This is a genomic window from Carboxylicivirga agarovorans (assembly GCF_050589845.1).
GTDB lineage: Bacteria > Bacteroidota > Bacteroidia > Bacteroidales > Marinilabiliaceae > Carboxylicivirga > Carboxylicivirga agarovorans.
Genome location: NZ_JBNGPA010000023.1, coordinates 21,735 through 41,861, shown reverse-complemented (window position 1 = coordinate 41,861; position 20,127 = coordinate 21,735). Strand labels below are relative to the sequence as shown.

The 20,127-nt window shown below is 32.6% G+C and carries 20 protein-coding genes; 19 read left to right on the top strand and 1 reads right to left on the bottom strand.

Annotated elements, in window-relative coordinates:
* Positions 1-368: 368 nt before the first annotated feature.
* From ACRD69_RS18280 to ACRD69_RS18225, 12 genes are all read left to right on the top strand, one after another.
* Entirely contained in the window at positions 369-899 is a 531-nt protein-coding gene (locus ACRD69_RS18280; RefSeq protein WP_430816574.1) for a Riean_0653 family protein, read from the top strand.
* Between the two features lie 387 nt (positions 900-1,286).
* On the top strand, positions 1,287-2,168 hold the full coding sequence (locus tag ACRD69_RS18275) for a YARHG domain-containing protein (protein WP_430816573.1): 882 nt from the start codon (positions 1,287-1,289) through the stop codon (positions 2,166-2,168).
* 184 nt (positions 2,169-2,352) lie between these two features.
* Positions 2,353-2,892 carry a hypothetical protein gene (locus ACRD69_RS18270; RefSeq protein ID WP_430816572.1) on the top strand — a complete coding sequence of 180 codons (540 nt, stop codon included), beginning with the start codon at positions 2,353-2,355 and terminating at the stop codon, positions 2,890-2,892.
* Between the two features lie 122 nt (positions 2,893-3,014).
* Positions 3,015-3,515: a hypothetical protein gene (locus ACRD69_RS18265; protein ID WP_430816571.1), complete on the top strand. Its 501-nt coding sequence runs from the start codon at positions 3,015-3,017 to the stop codon at positions 3,513-3,515.
* A 478-nt stretch (positions 3,516-3,993) separates the two neighbouring features.
* Positions 3,994-4,497, top strand: a complete 504-nt coding sequence (locus ACRD69_RS18260) for a hypothetical protein (RefSeq protein ID WP_430816570.1) — start codon at positions 3,994-3,996, stop codon at positions 4,495-4,497.
* Between the two features lie 348 nt (positions 4,498-4,845).
* Positions 4,846-5,541, top strand: a complete 696-nt coding sequence (locus ACRD69_RS18255) for a hypothetical protein (protein ID WP_430816569.1) — start codon at positions 4,846-4,848, stop codon at positions 5,539-5,541.
* 102 nt (positions 5,542-5,643) lie between these two features.
* Positions 5,644-6,777: a redoxin domain-containing protein gene (locus ACRD69_RS18250; RefSeq protein ID WP_430816568.1), complete on the top strand. Its 1,134-nt coding sequence runs from the start codon at positions 5,644-5,646 to the stop codon at positions 6,775-6,777.
* Between the two features lie 98 nt (positions 6,778-6,875).
* Positions 6,876-7,868 carry a S41 family peptidase gene (locus ACRD69_RS18245; protein ID WP_430816567.1) on the top strand — a complete coding sequence of 331 codons (993 nt, stop codon included), beginning with the start codon at positions 6,876-6,878 and terminating at the stop codon, positions 7,866-7,868.
* Positions 7,869-8,125: 257 nt separating this feature from the next.
* The gene (locus ACRD69_RS18240) at positions 8,126-9,244 is read left to right on the top strand and encodes a C1 family peptidase (protein WP_430816566.1); all 1,119 of its coding nucleotides are present in this window, start codon (positions 8,126-8,128) and stop codon (positions 9,242-9,244) included.
* A gap of 216 nt (positions 9,245-9,460) precedes the next feature.
* Positions 9,461-9,868 carry a hypothetical protein gene (locus ACRD69_RS18235; protein WP_430816565.1) on the top strand — a complete coding sequence of 136 codons (408 nt, stop codon included), beginning with the start codon at positions 9,461-9,463 and terminating at the stop codon, positions 9,866-9,868.
* 262 nt (positions 9,869-10,130) lie between these two features.
* Entirely contained in the window at positions 10,131-10,979 is an 849-nt protein-coding gene (locus tag ACRD69_RS18230; RefSeq protein WP_430816564.1) for a hypothetical protein, read from the top strand.
* Between the two features lie 271 nt (positions 10,980-11,250).
* On the top strand, positions 11,251-11,754 hold the full coding sequence (locus ACRD69_RS18225; protein WP_430816563.1) for a hypothetical protein: 504 nt from the start codon (positions 11,251-11,253) through the stop codon (positions 11,752-11,754).
* Between the two features lie 176 nt (positions 11,755-11,930).
* Here ACRD69_RS18225 and ACRD69_RS18220 read toward each other — a convergent pair whose 3' ends face one another.
* Entirely contained in the window at positions 11,931-12,473 is a 543-nt protein-coding gene (locus ACRD69_RS18220) for a hypothetical protein (protein ID WP_430816562.1), read from the bottom strand.
* Positions 12,474-12,660: 187 nt separating this feature from the next.
* Here ACRD69_RS18220 and ACRD69_RS18215 point away from each other — a divergent pair, with 187 nt between their 5' ends.
* From ACRD69_RS18215 to ACRD69_RS18185, 7 genes are all read left to right on the top strand, one after another.
* A complete protein-coding gene (locus tag ACRD69_RS18215) occupies positions 12,661-12,960 on the top strand; it encodes a P27 family phage terminase small subunit (RefSeq protein WP_430816561.1) in 300 nt (99 codons plus the stop codon).
* Between the two features lie 549 nt (positions 12,961-13,509).
* On the top strand, positions 13,510-14,070 hold the full coding sequence (locus ACRD69_RS18210; RefSeq protein WP_430816560.1) for a hypothetical protein: 561 nt from the start codon (positions 13,510-13,512) through the stop codon (positions 14,068-14,070).
* Between the two features lie 211 nt (positions 14,071-14,281).
* Positions 14,282-15,820 carry an RNA-directed DNA polymerase gene (locus ACRD69_RS18205; protein ID WP_430816559.1) on the top strand — a complete coding sequence of 513 codons (1,539 nt, stop codon included), beginning with the start codon at positions 14,282-14,284 and terminating at the stop codon, positions 15,818-15,820.
* Between the two features lie 317 nt (positions 15,821-16,137).
* A complete protein-coding gene (locus ACRD69_RS18200; RefSeq protein WP_430816558.1) occupies positions 16,138-17,100 on the top strand; it encodes a DUF4062 domain-containing protein in 963 nt (320 codons plus the stop codon).
* A gap of 237 nt (positions 17,101-17,337) precedes the next feature.
* A complete protein-coding gene (locus tag ACRD69_RS18195; RefSeq protein ID WP_430816557.1) occupies positions 17,338-18,012 on the top strand; it encodes a hypothetical protein in 675 nt (224 codons plus the stop codon).
* A gap of 232 nt (positions 18,013-18,244) precedes the next feature.
* Complete coding sequence (locus ACRD69_RS18190) at positions 18,245-19,213, top strand: RES family NAD+ phosphorylase (protein ID WP_430816556.1); 969 nt, start codon at positions 18,245-18,247, stop codon at positions 19,211-19,213.
* A gap of 160 nt (positions 19,214-19,373) precedes the next feature.
* Positions 19,374-20,126 (top strand): hypothetical protein, encoded by a 753-nt coding sequence (locus ACRD69_RS18185; RefSeq protein ID WP_430816555.1) that lies wholly within the window; start codon positions 19,374-19,376, stop codon positions 20,124-20,126.
* Position 20,127: the final 1 nt, after the last annotated feature.

Below are 20,127 nucleotides of genomic sequence, written 5' to 3'. Positions count from 1 at the left end.
GACTGATTAATTGTAACAGACTACCTTAACTATTCCTTGACTTGAAATTGTACAAGTAGATTGATTTACTAGCAATTCATAAGACAAGTAACTATTGCTAGCCTTTTTTTTGTAGTTCATAACAGGAAATAATAAAGCACAAAAGCCCAACAATGGCTAATAAAGCATTGGTGGGGGCACAGCAATTTGGAGAGTATCTACAAAGGCCACCACCTCCAAATTGTTGATTTGGCTTTCCAAAACGAAAAGTTAAAAACAAAATACAACGCCTTGGCTAGGCATGATTTTGAAAGCAAAATCGGGCAACTCTCCCCCACGCTTCAAAGCCTTTACCGTTAGGCAAAATTTAACCATAACAAATCACTTTGATGACTAAACCAGCATTACTTACTTACACTTTGATTGCATTGACTATATGCATTTATATATCATGCAAAAAGGAAACACAAGAGCCCGAACTACCTTTAGCAACTCAAAATGGTGATAACACATTTGGTTGTTTAGTTAATGGAGAAGTTTGGTTGCCTAAAAAAGGGATGATAACTACTCCTCCATTATACGTGTCAAACAATAGCGATAAAGATAAACGATGGACGATAATTGCCAATAATTCGCTTCAAACGGTTAATTTAACTATCTGTAAGGACTCTGTTTTAAATGGTTCATCAACCTTTAAAATAGAATCTATAAACAACTGCTCATCAGCTAGGTTTAATGATTCATCAAACGATAACAAAGAATATTTCTTTACAGACGGAGATAATTATAACGGAAAAGTGACTATTACAAGATTTGACTTAGATGCACGAATTATTTCTGGCACTTTCTATTTTGATGCTATAAGTGACAAAGGCAACGTTGTTGAGATTCGGGATGGACGCTTTGACTTACAAATATAGCTACGAACCTTAAGGTTATACACACAAAATCTAATTGTGAACTTTATAAAAAAAATTGCCTAACAATGGCTTATAAAGCAAAAGTGAGCTGACTCATTTAGGTTGGTTCTTAGCTTCGGCATCCACCACCAAATCGTTAATTTGGCTTTTGAATAGTATAAGATAAAAACAAAATCAACGCTCTGGCTACTTAGTATTTTGAAAGGCAGTTTTGGCAACAAATCATTTTCGCTTCATAGCCTCGCTGTCAGACTATCTAAAAACCTGAATTATAAATTTTAATACTCAGGTAGGTATCTAAAAAAGATTTCAAATATTTAATCCTAAGAAGGTTAAAAATAGTTTTTAGACAGACAGCCGTTGTATGCATAAAAAACACTCAAGATTATGAAATTACGGTACTTAATCATTTTTTTGATCTTTTGGGGGTGCAACACTCCAGAATCGTCAGTGATCTATTCAGAAATTAAAAATCCTGAAACAGGTGAGCCAATACAATTATCAAAGAAACTAATAGAATCAAAGGTTGATTTAAGGCTTTTAAGTATGAGTGATTTACGACTTTTAAGAAACGAGATATATGCAAGGAAAGGCTATGTTTTTAAGTCAAAAGAATTAACACTCCATTTTAAAAAATTTCAATGGTATAAACCGAAATATGAAGGAAATGAAATTGATAATTACCTTAATGAGATTGATAAATCGAATATAAATTGGATAGTAGACATTGAGAATTACGTTCGTCCTGGTAAACTATTTGAAGAAAGGAAGAAATCTCTAAGGTTTGTAGATTTTCTAGAAATATTACCAGAAATTAAGTTGCCTTCAGGTCCTGAGAATTGGAGCTCTGCAAAAATAAAATCAGAAATTGATCAAAACGTAACACTCCAAGCATTATGGGACAAATATGATAAGTATGGCTCAACATTTGGAAAGATTTCACTAACTGACTCACTATTTGCAATTGGTATTAATTATGCTTCTGATTTTTATAATTACACAACGTTTTTATTTGTTAATAAAGAAGATCAAGAGCTTGGACGAAAGCAACTACCATTATCGTTCATTAGTACAGCCGACAATTTCGATGATATGAATATAATTGTAAAAGATACGGCAGTTATAGAGTATTATCGTGATGTTACAATCACAGAAGATTTAAAAATGATTGTAGCAAATTGGAACAAAAAGATGGAATATGACTCTATTGGACACCTGATAAAAACTGAATTTTCAGATACAACTGTTGTAGTTGAAGACTTTTACTAGAAAATAACGCAATACAACACGCCGCTATAGCACAAAGCATAGCTAGTAGTATCTTAGTTGTGCAGATTCCCACCTCAATTGTCAACCTTGCCGGACGGACAATCTCAACGCAAATCTGCTACAGCGCCATGCGGCCAAACATTAGGCAAATTACAATTCATGCCAATCAATAATTAATACATAAATGACAAAGGGGAATTACGTTTATAGATACTATAAAATTTCAATTAGCATTGGGCCATTTTATTCATGTAAAGACACACGAGTCTATAAACTACCAAAATTAATAATTCCGTATGTAATTGGTCTATTATATACTATTCTGATATTATTTCTTGGATTTTGGGGTTTTGGAATAATATATCGATTTCGTGGATTCAGAAATTCTCTTGAAGCAATCCATGTCAACTTAACAGGAGGAGAAGATATAACTAAGAAAGTTGATGACCACGACTATGATGAAAGAACAAACTTTATCTATAAAAACATCATGAGAAAGACTTGCGAAAAAGTTTCAAAGAAGGAAGTTGAAATCATTCTTGAGATTCAAGATTACTACCTTGAGACTCAATTTTCTCTATATAGTGATGAAAACTTGAATTTTATTATTCTTAACCTAGGAAAACTTGATATTCACAGGATTCAAAAGGAGGAATTAAAAGATATCTTTGATGGTATTGAAATTTATAATAAGCAATTCGAGGAAGAAAAGTACTTTGCTTAACTCGCTGCAATAGTGAAAAGGAAAGTAGAATCAAAAAATGTTTTTCCTGTGGAGTTTTAATAATAAACAGCGCCAGGCAGCCATGCGTTAGCTTTAATTAGGTACCCTATACAGAACCATATATGAAAAAGGAATATTTGCTTTTTATAATTCTTATTATACCATTCTGCGCCAGATCTCAGAACTGTAATTTAGAAGAATACAACTATCCGTACAACCAATCAGACACTTTGATTATTGAAAATGGATTTGAAAAAATTGAAGCCGACTCACTTATAAAAAACATGGTTCGGTACAGAGAAAACGGGTTGTTCTTGCATTCATATTCTAAACTCAAAGACAAAGAATTGCTTTGCTTAATAATGGACGAAGGAGAAAGTGTTTCTATTATGCTCTACATAATTAAATCTTGCAAAGTGATTGACTCAAAATCATTATTCTCAATCTCCCAATGGGAACACGGAATTCGAAAAGGAAAAGCAATTATAAAGCAAAATAAAATTGAGTGTTATTTATATTCAGCTTCAAGGGACTGGGGTGATTATACCGAATGGCAATCAGGTACAGAACTTGTTGAATATTTGATTAATCCAGAGGGAAAAATATTGAATAACAAACGCTAACAACAATTGATTGTAAAACAATTGGGAGAAGGTATCAACACATTGGGGATTATCTACAATGGCAACCGCCACCAATTCGTAGTTGCCCTTGACATATAAAAAGTTCAAAAAAATACAACACTTTGGCTACACAGGAATTTGGTAGCAAAACCTGGCAACACACCCCTGCACTTTATAGCCAGAACCGTTGTACTCAATTTCACTCAAACCTGCACAATGAAAGGAATAAATTACAATTCACTTATAATTTTACTTGCGTTTGGGTGCTGTTCTAATCAGGACTTGCTCAAAACGTGGGAGTCTACGATCTCGTCCTCTATGACGAACAACTTCCATTCAAATCTGCTACAAAACCATAATGTCATCGTTAGTAACAAGTGAGAATCTCCTTAAAATATATTTTTACTTTTTCATGTATAGAAGCATAGACGGGAGGTTATGCAAGATTGAATTACTTTAATGAAATAAGCTATTTGTAATGAAAAAAAGAAAAAAATATCAGATACTAATACCTTATATAGCTGCCATATTTTTCATTTTATCTATTTTCAAATTCATTCATGAATCAAAAGAGCATTCAAGACTAAATGAAGAATACTTTAAAAGTCTTAATTGCTATATTACGGGAAAGGTTATAAAATCTGAGCATTATGATCTATCAAAAAAAGGCAAAATTATTGTCTTAAGAGTTAGTAAATCTAATATTGATATAGTTGATCCAAGGGATTCATTAAAGCTTTTTTTCGTATTGAAGTATTATAATATCGCGGTTTTTGAAGACAATGGTGATTTATGTGGTATTGCAGATTATGAGGTAGGAGATTTTGTTGAACTTGATTTCGAAAAAAGGAGAATCCAATGTTTTGATAATAATGGCATATTAAAGTTCCAAAAAGAAGGTGAAGAAATGGGATTAACTAGCGAAGGTTTTTTTCCTAGACAGAAAATAAATAAAGTTTTTGGATCATATACTGGCAGTTAGGATTCTAGATTTATAACTGATATTTTACTAAAAGGCTATATGTCAATATTGAGGCAAAGACGTTTAAGGCAATAATGGTGTTTAAGACATCATAAACACCTGTTACCAACACCCTAGTATAAAGCCATTGGCGCTCATGTGTACCTAGAAGTTAGATTGGGTAATCCAACATCGCCAAATTGTTGATTTGGCATTAGAGATGAAAAGTTAAAAACAAATACAGCGCTTTAGCTCAGCTCAATTAGGAAAGATTGTAAGGATAAAAACCCTTACGACGCCATGCAGCGAGACCGTTGGTGGCAATCAGGACTTCACAGTATATTTAAAATAGAAATAAAGAATAATTAAATGAAAAGTATTGCAATTGTAATTATTGGAATAGCATTAATGACATCATGTCAAACAATCGACCAACATCAACTTGCTAGTTTTAAAGAAGCTATCAATATAAACTTAGGATTAGATAGCGTAGTAATTAGGAATAACAAGAACCTTTCAGTCGATTGCTATACATATACTGATGAATCTGATTTTGACAATGAAATGACAATTTCGTTAATCACCTATTTTCTAGGAAAACACTATTCTCCTAACGTAATTCCTCTTGATAAAAAATTAATAATTAAGTTGGTGGACACAGCAAGAGTATACTCATCTAGCATGGATTTAATTGAGGCTTACAGGTTATCAGCAACAGCCGACAGTGCATTTGCTAGAACTTTTGAAATTTTTAGTGGTGAAGGTGATTGTAGTTTGGTACACCAATTTCGAGAAAGCCAAGATTTTGATGTAATTATGCGAGATACGTTAATTAGAAAAATTGACATTAATGGCCTTGTTAAGACTAAATTCACAACACATTATGGAGCGACAATGATAGGTTATAAAGCTAGAATGCGAATACTTGGTATTAACCGAAGAAGTTTATATTTATATTTCAACAAGCGGAAAGAACTTGAAAAGATTGAGCTAAATAAGAAAAATGTCAAAGACCATTATGAGGAAGGTGATGACTATAAAGGCACTGCCACCAACAATGACTAACAAATCATAAGTGAGCCGACTAATTTTGGTTGGTTCGCGGCTTCGGTAATCTGCGCCAAAGGTTGATTTGGCTTTAAAAATGAAAAGTTAAAAACAAATAAAATGAGAAATGTATTTATACTATTAATGTTATCGCTTCTGAATTTTACCAATGTCATTGGACAGAACGAAAAGCAATATTACTTTGAATTGAATGGAACAATAAACGCAGATACCGGAACAATCAAGCTTTTCTTCTTTTCGGAATATGTATCCAATGATTTAATGGAATTGGAAACTCCAATAGAAAACAATAAATTTTCGTTCTCTGGATATATAACTGAACCACAGGGTGTATCTATATTTCTCGACAATAGGTTTAGATCTTCAAATTTCATCCTTGATAAAGGGACACAATCGATTACGCTGGTTACTGATTCTTCAAGAAAAGTACCCAATGTTGATAATCGAATAATGACTAATGACTATCCAGAATACAAAGAATACTTTGGAGAATTAAGAAAGAAGTGGGACAAATTTTATAGGAAGGACGATAGCTTGCAAGTTCATTATAACTATAACATACCAAATACAATCAGCCTGAATCTAAAAAAAGAGTATGACTCTCTATGTATTGAAGATAATGAAATGTTACTGAAGTATTGTAAAAAGCATCCTAATTCCTTTTTTGCATTTTGGCGACTTGTACACCTCTTAAGTTGGGGGTATGAACCAATATATGACTCAATTTATAATGTTTTATCTGAGGAAATAAAAGGAGGATATGCAGGAACTATTGTTTGCAAGAAGCTAAACGATGGTAAACAACTTACAGTTGGAGAGGATTTTCCGTTGTTGAAATGTAAAGGTTTAAATAATGAACCATTTAATTTAGATGTTTTTAATAAGAACTCGCTGACATTAGTTGATTTTTGGTTTAGCAGCTGTCATCCCTGTAGAGCACAGTTTAACAAATTAAGGAGTTTGCATCAGCAATTTAGCACACGCGGGTTTGAGATAGTTGGTATATCAATAGACAAAGATTCTAAAAGAGAGGACTTGATAGATGTAATTAAAAAAGATAAACTTGTTTGGAAACAATATTGGGATATTAATGGTAGAGAAACCAAGCAACTTTCTATAAATGCTTTTCCAACAAACTTTTTAATTGATAGTAAAGGGGTAATAATTGCAAAAAATATTTCGATGGAAGAATTAGAGGTAACTATAAACAAATGCTTGCAACAGGATAATTAAACAACGGGCTACAACAATATGCATAATACATATCTTGCCGCAGGCGCGACTCTAGTCCCGCATCATGCACTAAACGTTGTAGCCATTAAAATAGCATAATGAACAAATTATTACTTACTGCCATATTCCTTATTCCTGTTTCATTATTTTCTCAATCAAATTACAATAACTTGTTTCTTGAATCTATTGAGTTATTAGAGCGAAACTATATAGGTTATAAGTATATTAAAAGTAACAAAATGAGTCACTACGGGTATTTTAAATCAAATCTAACAAGTGACACTTTGACAAGTAAAGGAGACCTTATCAATGCCTTGGCAAAATACATATCATTCTTTGAAGACAAGCACTTGTACTTAAGTACTAAGAATTACTACGAACCCAGTAAATCATCTGAAAACGGATTTCAAAGTAAATTTTTAAATTCAAATACATACTACTTAAGAATTCCAAGTTTTAACAATCTAAAAGCCATTAACAGTGTCCTAAATTATGCAATTCAAACAGATTCAATGTTTCAAGTTGAAAATCTAATTATTGACATTAGAAACAACAGTGGAGGTAAAAATAAATACTATAGGCGCTTATTACCTATCGTTGCTACTAATGAAATTTACACGCGTAAGTATGAATTATTAGCGACAAAAGAAAACTGGGAATCACACATGACAAGAAATAATATGCCAAACATCTCGGATAACGTTGAAGGTTTAATTGTAGATGCACCATGGCAAAACCACGATGGTAAGTATGTCTTGGAATATAAACCTTCGGGGATTAATGAACTCCCTAAACGAGTTGCTATTCTTATAAACAGAAATACAGCAAGTTCAGCCGAAAAATTCGTTGAATGTGCAAAGCAGAGTTTTAAAGTAAAAACATTTGGAGAAAATACCTGTGGTGCAGTTGACTTTGGTGATATTATAAGTAGTGAAATAATTAAAGACTCTCTGTACATAGTTTATCCTACAACTAATGTTTTTGATTTTAAAGTAAACGGGGTTGATTCAAAAGGAATAGCACCTGACTTTTATCTAGATTCAGAAAATCAAGTAGACCAGGTTTTAAAATACTTTAAGGTGTGGCACTAATAAAAACGCATGCCAACAAACCGCATTAGATTTCATAAGAGATGCGGAGTAATTTAGAAGTTTTGCGGCTACGGCAATCAAAGCCAAATCATTGATTTGACTTTGAAATAAAAATATAAAACCCAACCAACGCTTCGACTTCCCACAATTTGAAAGGTTAGTAAGGTCAAATTTCCCTTACACTCCTTGCGGCAGGCCGTTATATGTAAGTATAACTGAGGTTGCTCAATTATACTTTGAATTAAAAATACCTTCATATGAAAGTTTTATTGATTTTAGTATTGATTTTTAAAACCATTTGGGCATTTTCTCAAAGAGAGGATTTTAAGGTTATTATTCAAAATCCTGCAACGAGTGTCAAATTTCAAATGGAATCTGGACAATTTTGTTGGAGCTATGCAACATGCTCTTTCTTAGAGTCTGAATTGATTAGAATGGGCAAAGGCGAACATGATTTATCTGAAGATTACTTCATTTATCACGGATTTATTGATAAAGCATTTAATTATGTGCTTCGTCAAGGGTATACAGGCTTTAAAGATGGAGGTCTGGCACATGATGTAATAAGAACTTTGAATGAAGAAGGAATTGTTCCAGCACCTTATTATAAGATTGACTATACACCGTATACCAAAGGGCCCAAACCTATACTTGCTAACCATGTAAAAACAGTAATAACTGAAGATTTAGCATCTCAAAACTGGCAGAAACACTACCTGGCATTACTTAATAGCTATTTTATCAAACGTGCAGATCGTTTTACATATAAAGACAAGACACTTTCTTCAAAAACTTTTGCAGAACACCTTGAACTTGATGGTAATAATTATTCTTCAATAACATCATTTACTCACCACCCTTTCTATGAGGAGTTTATACTTGAAGTTCCAGATAATTACGCAAACGGTTCCTATCTTAATATACCTTTAAATGAATTTATACAAATTGTTGATTCCTGTCTGATGAAGGGTTATACTCTAGTTTGGGACGGTTGCATAAGCGGAAATGGTTATTCAAATGACAGAGGGTTGGCAATGTTACCAGCTAATAGGTATCTAAAAGAGCAAAACCTAAATTCAGAAATAAAAGAAAATGAAACTAATCAGCAGAAACGCCAAATAGCTTTTGAAAGCCTGCAGACAACTGATGACCATTTGATGCATATAGTAGGAATAGCACAAAACGTAAATGGTAACAAGTTTTACATCATTAAAGATTCAGGAGGGGAATACGGGCCTTATAAAGGTTATCTATATATGAGTGAAGAATATTTTAAAATGAATACGATATCAATTACTTTGAACAAAACCTCACTTCCCGAATTTATTACTGATAAAATCAATAAAAAAGAACCTGCATATAACATGCTGCAATAGCTCAAAAGGGGTTCGCATCAATTAGAACCAGATAAGCAATAGCAATCATCGCCAAATCCTTAATTTGGCCTTGAAATGAAAAGTTAAAAACAAATACAACGCGTTGCCTCAGCTCAATTTGGAAAGATTGTATGGATAAATTCCCTCACGACGCCATGCGGCCACCGTTGTATGCCATTAGGGATAACTGCTGAATAGAAGAGAACTTAAATCATAATGGAAAAGACAAAAAAGACAATTGAGTTATTAAAACGTACATTTCCTGATTCTTCATTTGATTTAGTTAAAGAAGAATGGATTAGTGATGTTGAGAATATATATCCTAATATCCCTGAGAACTTAAAATATTTGTACAGAAACTTAGGGTATGGAACAGTAGGAGACTCGTATTATTCTATACATGTATTTCTCGAGCCAAGCGATATTTATGACAAAGAAACCGCAGTTGGACTTAAAGGCAAGTATATCGTCGGAGATAATTTCTGTGGAGATTGTTATGCATATGATGCAGAAAACAATTGGATTTTTGGTTGCATTAATTCGAGTGGAGAATTTAATACACTATCAGAACTTTACGCTGACTTTGTTGAATTTTTAGAAATGCTCGCAAAGAACGAGCAATAGAATATCCTATAACTCATGATTGGTTATAACAAGAAATAACGGCATACAACACGCTAGTATAAAGCAATTGGCGTTCGTGAGCATTTAGAAGTTAGGTAGGGTCATCGAACACCGCCAAATCTTTGATTTGGCTTTAGAAATAAAAAGATATAAACAAATAAAAGATTTGGCTCAGTGAAGATTTGGCAGGTTTGGTTCGTTAAATCGCCATACGCTTCATCTAGCCAACTGACGTATGCCATGCAAAAAGCAATACCGTAATATGAAACAGATTGGAATAATAATATTGACTCTATTTGTCATTTATTCTTGTGGTAATAAACAGACTAAGAAAAATAAGCAAACTGAGATTGTAATACAGAATGAATTAACCAACGAAACCTCTTTGACAAGGAAAATTACGGAACCAAAGAAAGAAAAGATTATTGAAAACATTGGACTATCAGAATCATATAGAAAAGCGGTTAAGTGTTTTCCAAATGATAGCGCTTCTCTAAATAGACTCTATTTCAAATGGAATTCGACAACAAACCAGGAAAAAATTGACAAACAAATAAAACGACTTGAAAAACTAACATCTAAACAATCAGTCGAGAGATACAGGAACATTGAAAATAACTTAAAGCCATTAATGACAAGGGTTGTAAATTCAGCAACAATTAATCAATCTCAATCTGACAGTTTGGTAACACTCTATTCGGATTATGATTATTTTTCTGGGGAAGCACTCTTTACTCAATTATTGACGAACGATGAGAATTATACTTTAGTTTGGGAATCATTCAAAATTATGGTAAAAGAAAGTAGAAAGGACACATGCTATATATCTGGATTGATAAAACTAAATAGGAATGTTCGAACTAATGTTGAGTTAGCTGAAGCCTTAGAGGATTTTAAAGTGGAAGCTATTACAAATAACCCATTGGGCTTTCTAGATATGTATAACAGCAGGCATGGAGAACAAAGAAATAGTTTTGCATATAATATTACAGTTTGGGAGGATCCAACAAAGGAAATCATGGATTTATTCATTGAAATATCCCAAAACTCAACTGATGAAAATTATAAAAAATTAGCCACAGAGCTGATTGATAAATTTAAAGTAGATTAATCACGGCAAACAACACTCTGCATAGCGCATCTCGGGATTCGAGTATTTTGGAAAGCCCGTAGCTTCAGCAACCACCGCCAAAGGCTGATTTGGCTTAAAAATGAAAAGTTAAAACAAATACAACGCTTTGGCTCAGCTCAACTTGGAAAGTTTGTAAGGGTAAAACCCCTCACTGTAGCCTTTTCCCTTTTCAGGAAAGGCTACATCACGACGCCATGCAGCAGGACGGTTGTGGGTAATATGAGAAAGCATACTGTATTAATTTCTTATAATGGAAAATATGAAATACTTGACCTTATTAATTATCGGAACATTATTCGTTATGAATGTTTCAGCACAAGACCAAATATTTAATCTGCATCCAATTGTTGGAGACACAATTGATGCTCAAGAAATGTCATATTATATGTTGTTTCAAGACTATGAGTTGGATAGTATCGACTACCTCCTTTTAACAAAAATTGATAGTGTTTATACTGTAAACGGATTTGCCAAGAATGCAAAAGTTATTAACATCAGATTAAAGCCTGAAGAAATAGAATTGCAAAAAGATAACATAGAGAAACTGAATAAATATTTCTCAACAGTCTGCAGGAATGACTCAATTGATAACAGAATTTTGACTTCTTCTGATTCGATTTCATCGCAAGAAATTAACATGGATATTATGACTCCAGAATTATTGAAAGATATTAAGAAGAAAAATCGCTGGAAACGATTGTCAGATTATCGTCAAGAGGTTAATAAGAACAGAGAAAAAGGAATGATTTATTAGGTGCTACTAATAAACACTACCCACAACACGCTGCATAGCGCATTTCGGGATTCGAAAATTTTGGAAAGTCATTAAGCCTCGGCAACCAACGCAAAATTGCCAATTTGGCTCCACCAAAGGTGGCAATATTTTAAGGATAATACGAATCCAAGCTGGTAAGGAGTAACCCCAAGAAACTACTCACCAGATGGAATCTGCTTAAAGTCATAACAATCTATAATACATAAGACAAGAAGTCCACTGTCTACAGGTAGAAAAATGCTCTTGTAAAAAGTACCAACCGAATATCTAGCCGTGTGAGGTTGACCACCTTCTGGTGAAAATGTGACACTTCCGTTCCAATAAGCAGCACTGATAAATCGATTGAACCCAGGAGCTACTTCTTCCCAAACAGCAGGATGATATTCATAGGAATAGGTAAAGGTTCCTCTTTCATCTCGTTTATAAACTCCTTTGACGACATCATTAAGCATGTAGGTATAGTCATAAGCCAAAGTATAAGTGTTGTCAGGATAAAACTGAAGGTGATGATCTCCTGGCATCGTAGCACCATATTCATGTTTACCTTCATCATTTAGGAAGCCAGCGGTAATCAAATGACTACATTCTCCCTCGAAGAAAAGCATCCATTCCATTTCTGGCTCGGGACTTACCTCCTCATCACTTTCACAGGAATAAAAAGCGAACATTAACACCAATATGGATATCAATATTTTCACCTTGCTTTTCTTTTATACAAAGGTACCATCACAACTGAGGTAAAGCAATTAATAATGTTAAAGCCCAGGGGGGATATGAAAGGAGGAATGACCTAATCAATTCGAACCTAACGCCCCTACCTGACACACAAAATATCTGTTCAGGATTTGAAAATTAGGTATTCACAACTAACTAAAATTATTTCCAATGATACAAAGAGCCACTTTAATAAAGCTCCTGAAAGAAAAGGGCTTATATGAGAAACACTTTAGCCCAACCATTGACAAGTTGTATGAGTTGGAATCGCTCATTAAGACATGTAAAAAGTCGATAGAAGATGAAGGATTAAACATTGTTTCAACAAGAGGAAGCCGAAAAAATCCAGCGGTTGACCTAATTCCATCTCTCTATAAAGAATTTCGATATACTTGTTCATTACTTAAGCTAAATCCCAAAGATGCGGATTTGAAGCCGGATGATGACGATGACACTTTTAAGAAAATCTAATCTGACATTGAAGTTACATTGACAAAAGCACATCTCTATCTTAATAGATAGAGATTTTTTTGTTTAACCTCTATTTGTAATTATTCCTGCAATTTCTTTATTTAACATGGCAGAAAGAATGAGCAGACATTAGCATATAGTCTTACTATGTAGAGATTCATCACAAGATGACTAGGGGCGTCAGTGATCAAATAGTTTGCCTCCAGGCTTGGAACTCTGTGAAATATTGGCTTTTTTTATGATATACATGCCATATGTCAATGGTGATTGGCATGGTAACTCTTTTTAATCAAATTAAATTAAAACAACTAATAGAGAAGAGATGCTATGAAATTCAATATTTTAATTAAGGCATAAAGTATCACATGCGAAACAGTATGATACTGTCACTAAAAAAATGTGACTGAGGTAACTAAACAAAAATATACTACATTTTGAAATAACAAAAAAGACATGAACTATATGAGGGATAGAGAAAGTTCTCTGTCTATCCCCTATTTGAGTCCTAGTATAATCAAGAGAATCATAAACATTAGTAAACTAAAAAATATGATAGGTACAATATTAAAATTACTGGATACTCTTAAAAATGGGATTAATTTTTATAAAGACAGTAAGAAAAGCCTTTTTTCTAATTACTTAGAGCCGTCAATGAAAGATTTTCAGACTGTTCATGAGAACTACTTGTTAACATTTAAAGAATATCTTGAACTGTTAATGAATTCCGAGATTCCTCTTAATAAGAATCACCCTGTGCTTAATAAGATTAGGAATGATTCTTTGTTTTCAGAAGATTTGAGAAATAAAGTGTTTTCATACTATGATTATTCAAATAAAGACTCCTTTTCAAACTTTAACAATTCCATTATTAGGTATTTTCAAAGTTCAATTAAGGTACCTTTTTTTGACAGTGCTCCATATCTACATTCTCCGAATTCAGCTCGAATAGATTTATACGGTGGATTGATTAACATTATATCTGATGAAGGAATTGTCGACAAATCAGAAAAAGCGATTGAGCAAACAAGGTATATCGTGAGCGAATTACAAGCAAATTATAGAAAAGTATTGGACAACTATAATTCGTTGAAGAATGAATTGATAATGTAAAATAAAATTGCTGGCAAACAAACGGTCAGAAAGTAGTCTTGCCTTTGGTGAGCTCTGGAATTTTTAACTCACGCGCGAACTATAGTCAAATTAAGAACACGAAAATACCACACGAACCCGTGCCACTTAATATTACCGATCCATTAGGAGCAAGCATAAACAGGCGTTCCAATATTTTTCCAATTTCATAAATGAAAAACAGTTTCTTAGAATGAGCATAAGGATAACTCGACCAAATAAATATGTCAATTTAACCAAAGAGATTAGTTCAGAAGAGTTGCTTAAAGGATTATTAGGTTTTGGACTTTTTGCAGATAAGTTACCTGATTTCTTAACTAACGAACCTTTTTATGAATGGTATATAGCTAATAGTAAACCTAGCTTCGAAAACAAGGGAAAAGACTATGTCAGATATGAAAATATGCGCCATGTAAATGTTCCTAGATTATTGGGTATCCCTAATCCTTTTGCATATGCTAACTTATGCAACGAATTGACTGCAAATTGGGATAACCTCAAATCTAAACTTATTACTAATGTAAAAAATCAAAAATTTAAAGTTAGTAGAATTCACATAAGGAAATTAACAGATAAGAATCATCTATTTGAGATGAACTATAATCACCATGAAAAAGATGGTAATCCAGAACAAAAAATTATAATTGGAAAACAATATGTGGTTGAAGCAGACATATCAAATTGCTTTCCAAGTATATATTCTCACTCAATACCATGGGCGTTAGTCGGAAAAAAAACAGCTAAGGTTAAAAAGGATGATAACTCTAAATGGTATAATAAACTTGACAAGTTTATTAGAAATACAAAGTGCGAAGAAACAAATGGTTTGTTAATCGGCCCCCATTCTTCTAATCTAATTTCAGAACTTATTTTAACAAAAGTTGATTCTGTTCTATGCGAAAAAGGATATGAATACATTAGAAACATTGATGATTATAAATGTTTTGTAAAATCTGAAGTTGAAGCTGAAAAGTTTTTGCTGGATCTTTCATCTGAGCTTAAAAATTACGAACTACATCTCAATAACAAGAAAACTCTAATTAAGCAACTTCCCCAGGCGTCCATTAGTGAATGGGTGAATAAGTTAAGTAATTTCGATTTAGGACACATAAAAGATGAAGCTGAAAAGGAAATATTAGAACTTAAAAGATTAAGAGCGATTCTTGATACTGCAATCGAGCTTATGCTCAAGGATAATAACTCAGCAATTATCAATTACGCAATTAAAATTATCTCAAAGAAAGTATTAAAAAGACATGCTTATAAGTATTACATTGATTCAGTACACCATCTATTATTACTTTACCCGTATTTATCATCACTAGTTGATGAATTTGTATTCGAACCTTTTGAAGTAATTCCAATAAGAATAAAGAAGATTGCTATGGATTTGTACGACGTTGGTATTGAAAAGAGGTTTTATGAAGCAAATTGCTATAGTATTTATTGGGCTCTGAAATACGACTTTAAAATAGGTAAAAATATTATTCAAGATTCTTTGGTAAGTAATGACTGTATTTTTATGACTTTAGCATTTCTATATTCAAAAAAGTATAAGTCAAAGTCATCATTAAGTATATTTAAATCAAAAGCCAAGAGTCTAGCTAAGACTGATTTTGATCGGTATTGGATATTTATTTATACAACATTACCTCAGCCTGAATTAGTTGGAGATTTTAAAAGAATAAAAAAAGCAAAAGTTTCTTTTATTCAACCCAAATTTGAAAAATAATGTCAGTCTTTTACTAACCGCTTTATAGCATATATAGTTAAGCTTAAATACGAAGCTTTGTGACTTTGGCAAACAACCCAAAATCACTAATTTGGCTTAGGAAATGAAACGTTAAAAATAAATACATCGCAAAGGTTCACCTCCACCTGGAAGTTTGTAAGGATACAAATTCCCTAACGACACCATTGAGTGAAACCACTTGCACCATTTATCACATCTTGCATCATAAAAGATTAGGTTCTTTAGCTAATTTGTGGATATTTAGAAGAATGTAAAGAGAGAAGATTAAATTATTTCGAATAAAACAACATGATATAATGGCAAAACCACGAGTATTTATAAGCTCTACATTTTATGACTTTAAGCAAGTAAGAGCTGATTTAGATATGTTCATCGAGAGCATGGGTTATGATACTATCCGAAATGAAGAAGGTGATATACCATACGGAAAAGACGAAGCTTTAGAAGAGTATTGCTACAAGGAAATTAAAGGAATTGATATATTAGTGTCCATCATAGGGGGGCGCTTCGGTTCTGAATCAAAAAGAAGCCATTCTTCAATATCTCAAATAGAATTAAAGACGGCTCTAAAAGAAGGGAAACAAGTTTATATTTTTATTGAAAAAAATATTCTTGCGGAGTACGAAACCTACCTTTTAAATAAAGATGGAGATATGAAATATCGCTATGTAAATGATGTAAGAATATATAACTTTATTGAAGAGGTTAAAGGATTAAAAGCCAATAATAACATTAAAGGTTTTGAGACTGCATCAGACATAACTAAATATTTAAAAGAACAATTTGCAGGCTTATTTCAAAGATTCTTAGAAGAACAGACTCGCATTAAGGAAATCAGTATTATTAACAATCTAGAAAAAACTGCGCAAACCTTAAACAAGTTAGTTAATTACCTTAGTGATGAGAATAAGGGGCAAGCGGAAGAAATAAATAGAATCCTAACAATTAATCATCCGCTTGTAGAAACTCTTAGAACTATATTAGATATTCCATACAACTTTTATATTGAAGGCACTAAAGACCTAGATTCATTACTGGTAGCTCGTGGTTATAGAAACACTTCATCTGGCCTTCCTGAAATAGAAGGAATTTATACATGGGCAAAAGATACAAATAAGACATCTCATCAAATCAAAATTAGCACTGAGCTTTTTGATAAAGAAGGCAAATTAATCTTTGTTAAAAAGTCAGATTGGAATGATGAGTATTTGCAATACAATGAATTTGAAATTGCAGATTTGGAGGATTTACCTTTTTAACAAAAAAATGGTTGCTAATAAAGTAAGTGAGCTTACTAATTGTGGTTGGTTCTTAGCTTCAAAAAGAAATAAAATATCGTTGATTTGGCTTTTGAAATGAAAATGATTAAAACAAATTCAATGTTTGGCCTTGTAAAATTTGGCAGTGTAACCTGGATAAAATTCACTTTCACTTCTTAACCGAGTCGATGTAGCCAAATTGAAACAGCTTTATTAATTAATGTTTAAATCACAAATATGAAAAAAATACAAGCAATCACATTTGAAGGTGGACAAAAATCAGTGAGTTATGACCATAACCCATCCAGTTGTCCGTTTTGCCACCAAAGTATAACTCCAAGAACGTATCAAGCATTTAATAAGAGTAGCATCTTAGAGATAACGTTCATATGTCCAAATCCCAAATGCGGAAGAGCTTTTTTTGCAATATATAAAAATGGATATTCTAGCATTGGGAAAAATCCAAGTACATTTTACTATGTTAATTCGTCGATTGGCAATGTGGAGGGCCGAGAGTTTTCGAATAATATAACCAAGATATCCAGCTTATTTACAGAAATATACAATCAATCATTAGAATCAGAATCCATTGGTTTAAATCACATTGCTGGTATAGGATATAGAAAAGCTTTAGAGTTCCTTATAAAAGATTACCTAATAAGTCTAAATCCTGACGATTCAAATACGATAAAATCAAAATTTTTAGGAAACTGCATCAAAGATTACATTGACAACAAGAACCTAAAGAGCGTAGCTGAAAGAGCTGTTTGGTTAGGTAATGATGAAACTCATTATGTTCGAAAATGGGAAGATAAAGATATTAAGGATTTGAAAAAGTTAATTGATTTAACCTTGCATTGGATAGAAATGGAGATTTTAACCGAACAATACAGTTCTGAAATGACAAAATAACTGACAACACTAATAAAAAGTTGTCGATCATGAGTATTTGGAAGTTAGATTGAGGAATGGAACACCCTCCAACCTATGATTTAGCTTTAGAAATGAAAAGGCAAAAACAATTAAAAGATATTGCTCAGAGAGCTTTTGTAGTTTTTTTCAAAAGACTAAAAATGAATAAGTCGTAAGCCATATGGCGTTAATTTGGTATGGTTGTCAATAATTTCGAAATAAATATGAAACAATGATTTGTAGCGATTGTCTTATTAATGAAGGACTGAAAATTGAAGCCGAAAGAATTGGTATTCGAAACAACAACCAATGTACAAATTGCAACTCATTTTCAGGAAAAAAACTCAATAAAGAAATCATTCAAAAGATAGTTGATAGATTTTTTAGACAAGGTTCTATTGATAACGACTATCATCTACCAATCTATCAATTGAGTTTTGTTGAATATGAGGAAATGATTCCTTTTACAGAAGAAACTAGAGCTGACTTAAAGCTATTGAAAGCAAATTCTGGTATAAACATAGCGTATCATAGTCCTCGTTTAACAGACTTGGGCTACACTGATATTAGCGCAGAAATTGAAATAATTGAGCATGAAGCTAAAGAAAAGCTTAATGTACTTATAGATAGACTATTCAGTAAATTTAAAGATAAAACACTCAACACAAACACAAAACTGTTTAGGATTAGAGTAAACCCAAATTCTCCAAGAACAAATGCGGAATTTGATACCCCACCGAAAGAATATATAAGGGAAGGTCGATTAAACAATAAGGAAACTCCAATATTTTACTGTTCGGAGGATTTAAATACTTGTGTTCACGAAGTTAAATCAACGGTGTATGACAATTTATACCTTGCGACATTTAAAACTAAACAACCTTTAAAAATTTTATCACTTATAGATTATAATAAAGAACTAGACTTACACGAAATGGAAAATTACATTTCCTATATATCTTATCTTTTTAGAACTGATTTAGATTATAACATGTGTCAAAAACTAGCCATTAGGGCAAAGGAACGAGGATATGACGGAATTGAGTATTATAGTTTTTTTTCTAAGGTAATTGGTGATCGCAAATCAAACATTGCCTTATTTGGCTACCCAATGAAAGATGGCATATTATCCTTAAAATCAGTTAATCGCCTAAGAATTGAAAAAATTGATTATAAACTAAATTTTGGTCCAGTACAATAAAATAGCACAACGATGCAAATAAGACAATAGCCATTCTGGCTGGGCATGCATCGATTGTCAGTCTTTCTGTGCAAGCATTACGCCCAAAAAATCTGCAATCATTCATATTGAAAATCTATAGTGGCTGCCAATACGAAAAGCTTCATCCCGACAATATCACATGTATAATATCACTCTAATAACTACAACTCATACTGAAAATGGAAAATGCAATTCACAAGAATTGTATAAAATAATTGATTCAATAAAACCAGATGTAATCTTTGAGGAAATGACCACTGAAAACTTTGATCTGGTTTACAATAAGAACCAAATTCCTCAAGGCGCCTTAGAAGTAAAAAGTATCAAGGAATATTTGAAGAACCATATCATTAAACATATTCCTGTTGACATTCCTCCAAACCCAGATTTATCTACCAATGAGATTAAGACAATGTTTGACGAATTCAAGAGGTATGAAGTGTATAAAAACTTTGAAATTGAACAAAACAAACAAATTAATCAATTAGGCTTCAACTATATTAATAGTAAAAAATCTTCGCAGTTATTTAAAAGAATAGAGAAGTTTGAAATAAGCTTAATCAGTTTTGGCCAATACAAAAATAACATCCACAAAACTTATAAACGTTTTCATGCTGAGCAAAATAATCGTGAAAATGCAATGCTTCAAAACATCTATAGTTACGCCGCTGAAAGCCCATTTAGCAGTGCCATTTTTTTTATAGGTTGTGCACATCGAAATTCTATAATTGAAAAAATAAGAACGTTTCAATTACAAAAAGAACTCAATCTTAATTGGACGATCTATAACCCCGAAACAAATAAACCTCTTACCAACATTTTGGCATATATCATTACGAGCATTGCCAAAATGCGATACCTGGTCTCAGGTGTTAGGTCTTTCTTCAAATAAC

Coding starts and splice junctions, on each gene's coding strand:
- ACRD69_RS18260 (WP_430816570.1), top strand. CDS start 3,994: ATGAAAAAAAGAAAAAAATATCAGATACTAATACCTTATATAGCTGCC.
- ACRD69_RS18185 (WP_430816555.1), top strand. CDS start 19,374: ATGTATAATATCACTCTAATAACTACAACTCATACTGAAAATGGAAAA.
- ACRD69_RS18215 (WP_430816561.1), top strand. CDS start 12,661: ATGATACAAAGAGCCACTTTAATAAAGCTCCTGAAAGAAAAGGGCTTA.
- ACRD69_RS18200 (WP_430816558.1), top strand. CDS start 16,138: ATGGCAAAACCACGAGTATTTATAAGCTCTACATTTTATGACTTTAAG.
- ACRD69_RS18230 (WP_430816564.1), top strand. CDS start 10,131: ATGAAACAGATTGGAATAATAATATTGACTCTATTTGTCATTTATTCT.
- ACRD69_RS18245 (WP_430816567.1), top strand. CDS start 6,876: ATGAACAAATTATTACTTACTGCCATATTCCTTATTCCTGTTTCATTA.
- ACRD69_RS18205 (WP_430816559.1), top strand. CDS start 14,282: ATGAGCATAAGGATAACTCGACCAAATAAATATGTCAATTTAACCAAA.
- ACRD69_RS18235 (WP_430816565.1), top strand. CDS start 9,461: ATGGAAAAGACAAAAAAGACAATTGAGTTATTAAAACGTACATTTCCT.
- ACRD69_RS18190 (WP_430816556.1), top strand. CDS start 18,245: ATGATTTGTAGCGATTGTCTTATTAATGAAGGACTGAAAATTGAAGCC.
- ACRD69_RS18265 (WP_430816571.1), top strand. CDS start 3,015: ATGAAAAAGGAATATTTGCTTTTTATAATTCTTATTATACCATTCTGC.
- ACRD69_RS18255 (WP_430816569.1), top strand. CDS start 4,846: ATGAAAAGTATTGCAATTGTAATTATTGGAATAGCATTAATGACATCA.
- ACRD69_RS18225 (WP_430816563.1), top strand. CDS start 11,251: ATGGAAAATATGAAATACTTGACCTTATTAATTATCGGAACATTATTC.
- ACRD69_RS18195 (WP_430816557.1), top strand. CDS start 17,338: ATGAAAAAAATACAAGCAATCACATTTGAAGGTGGACAAAAATCAGTG.
- ACRD69_RS18270 (WP_430816572.1), top strand. CDS start 2,353: ATGACAAAGGGGAATTACGTTTATAGATACTATAAAATTTCAATTAGC.
- ACRD69_RS18275 (WP_430816573.1), top strand. CDS start 1,287: ATGAAATTACGGTACTTAATCATTTTTTTGATCTTTTGGGGGTGCAAC.
- ACRD69_RS18250 (WP_430816568.1), top strand. CDS start 5,644: ATGAGAAATGTATTTATACTATTAATGTTATCGCTTCTGAATTTTACC.
- ACRD69_RS18210 (WP_430816560.1), top strand. CDS start 13,510: ATGATAGGTACAATATTAAAATTACTGGATACTCTTAAAAATGGGATT.
- ACRD69_RS18240 (WP_430816566.1), top strand. CDS start 8,126: ATGAAAGTTTTATTGATTTTAGTATTGATTTTTAAAACCATTTGGGCA.
- ACRD69_RS18280 (WP_430816574.1), top strand. CDS start 369: ATGACTAAACCAGCATTACTTACTTACACTTTGATTGCATTGACTATA.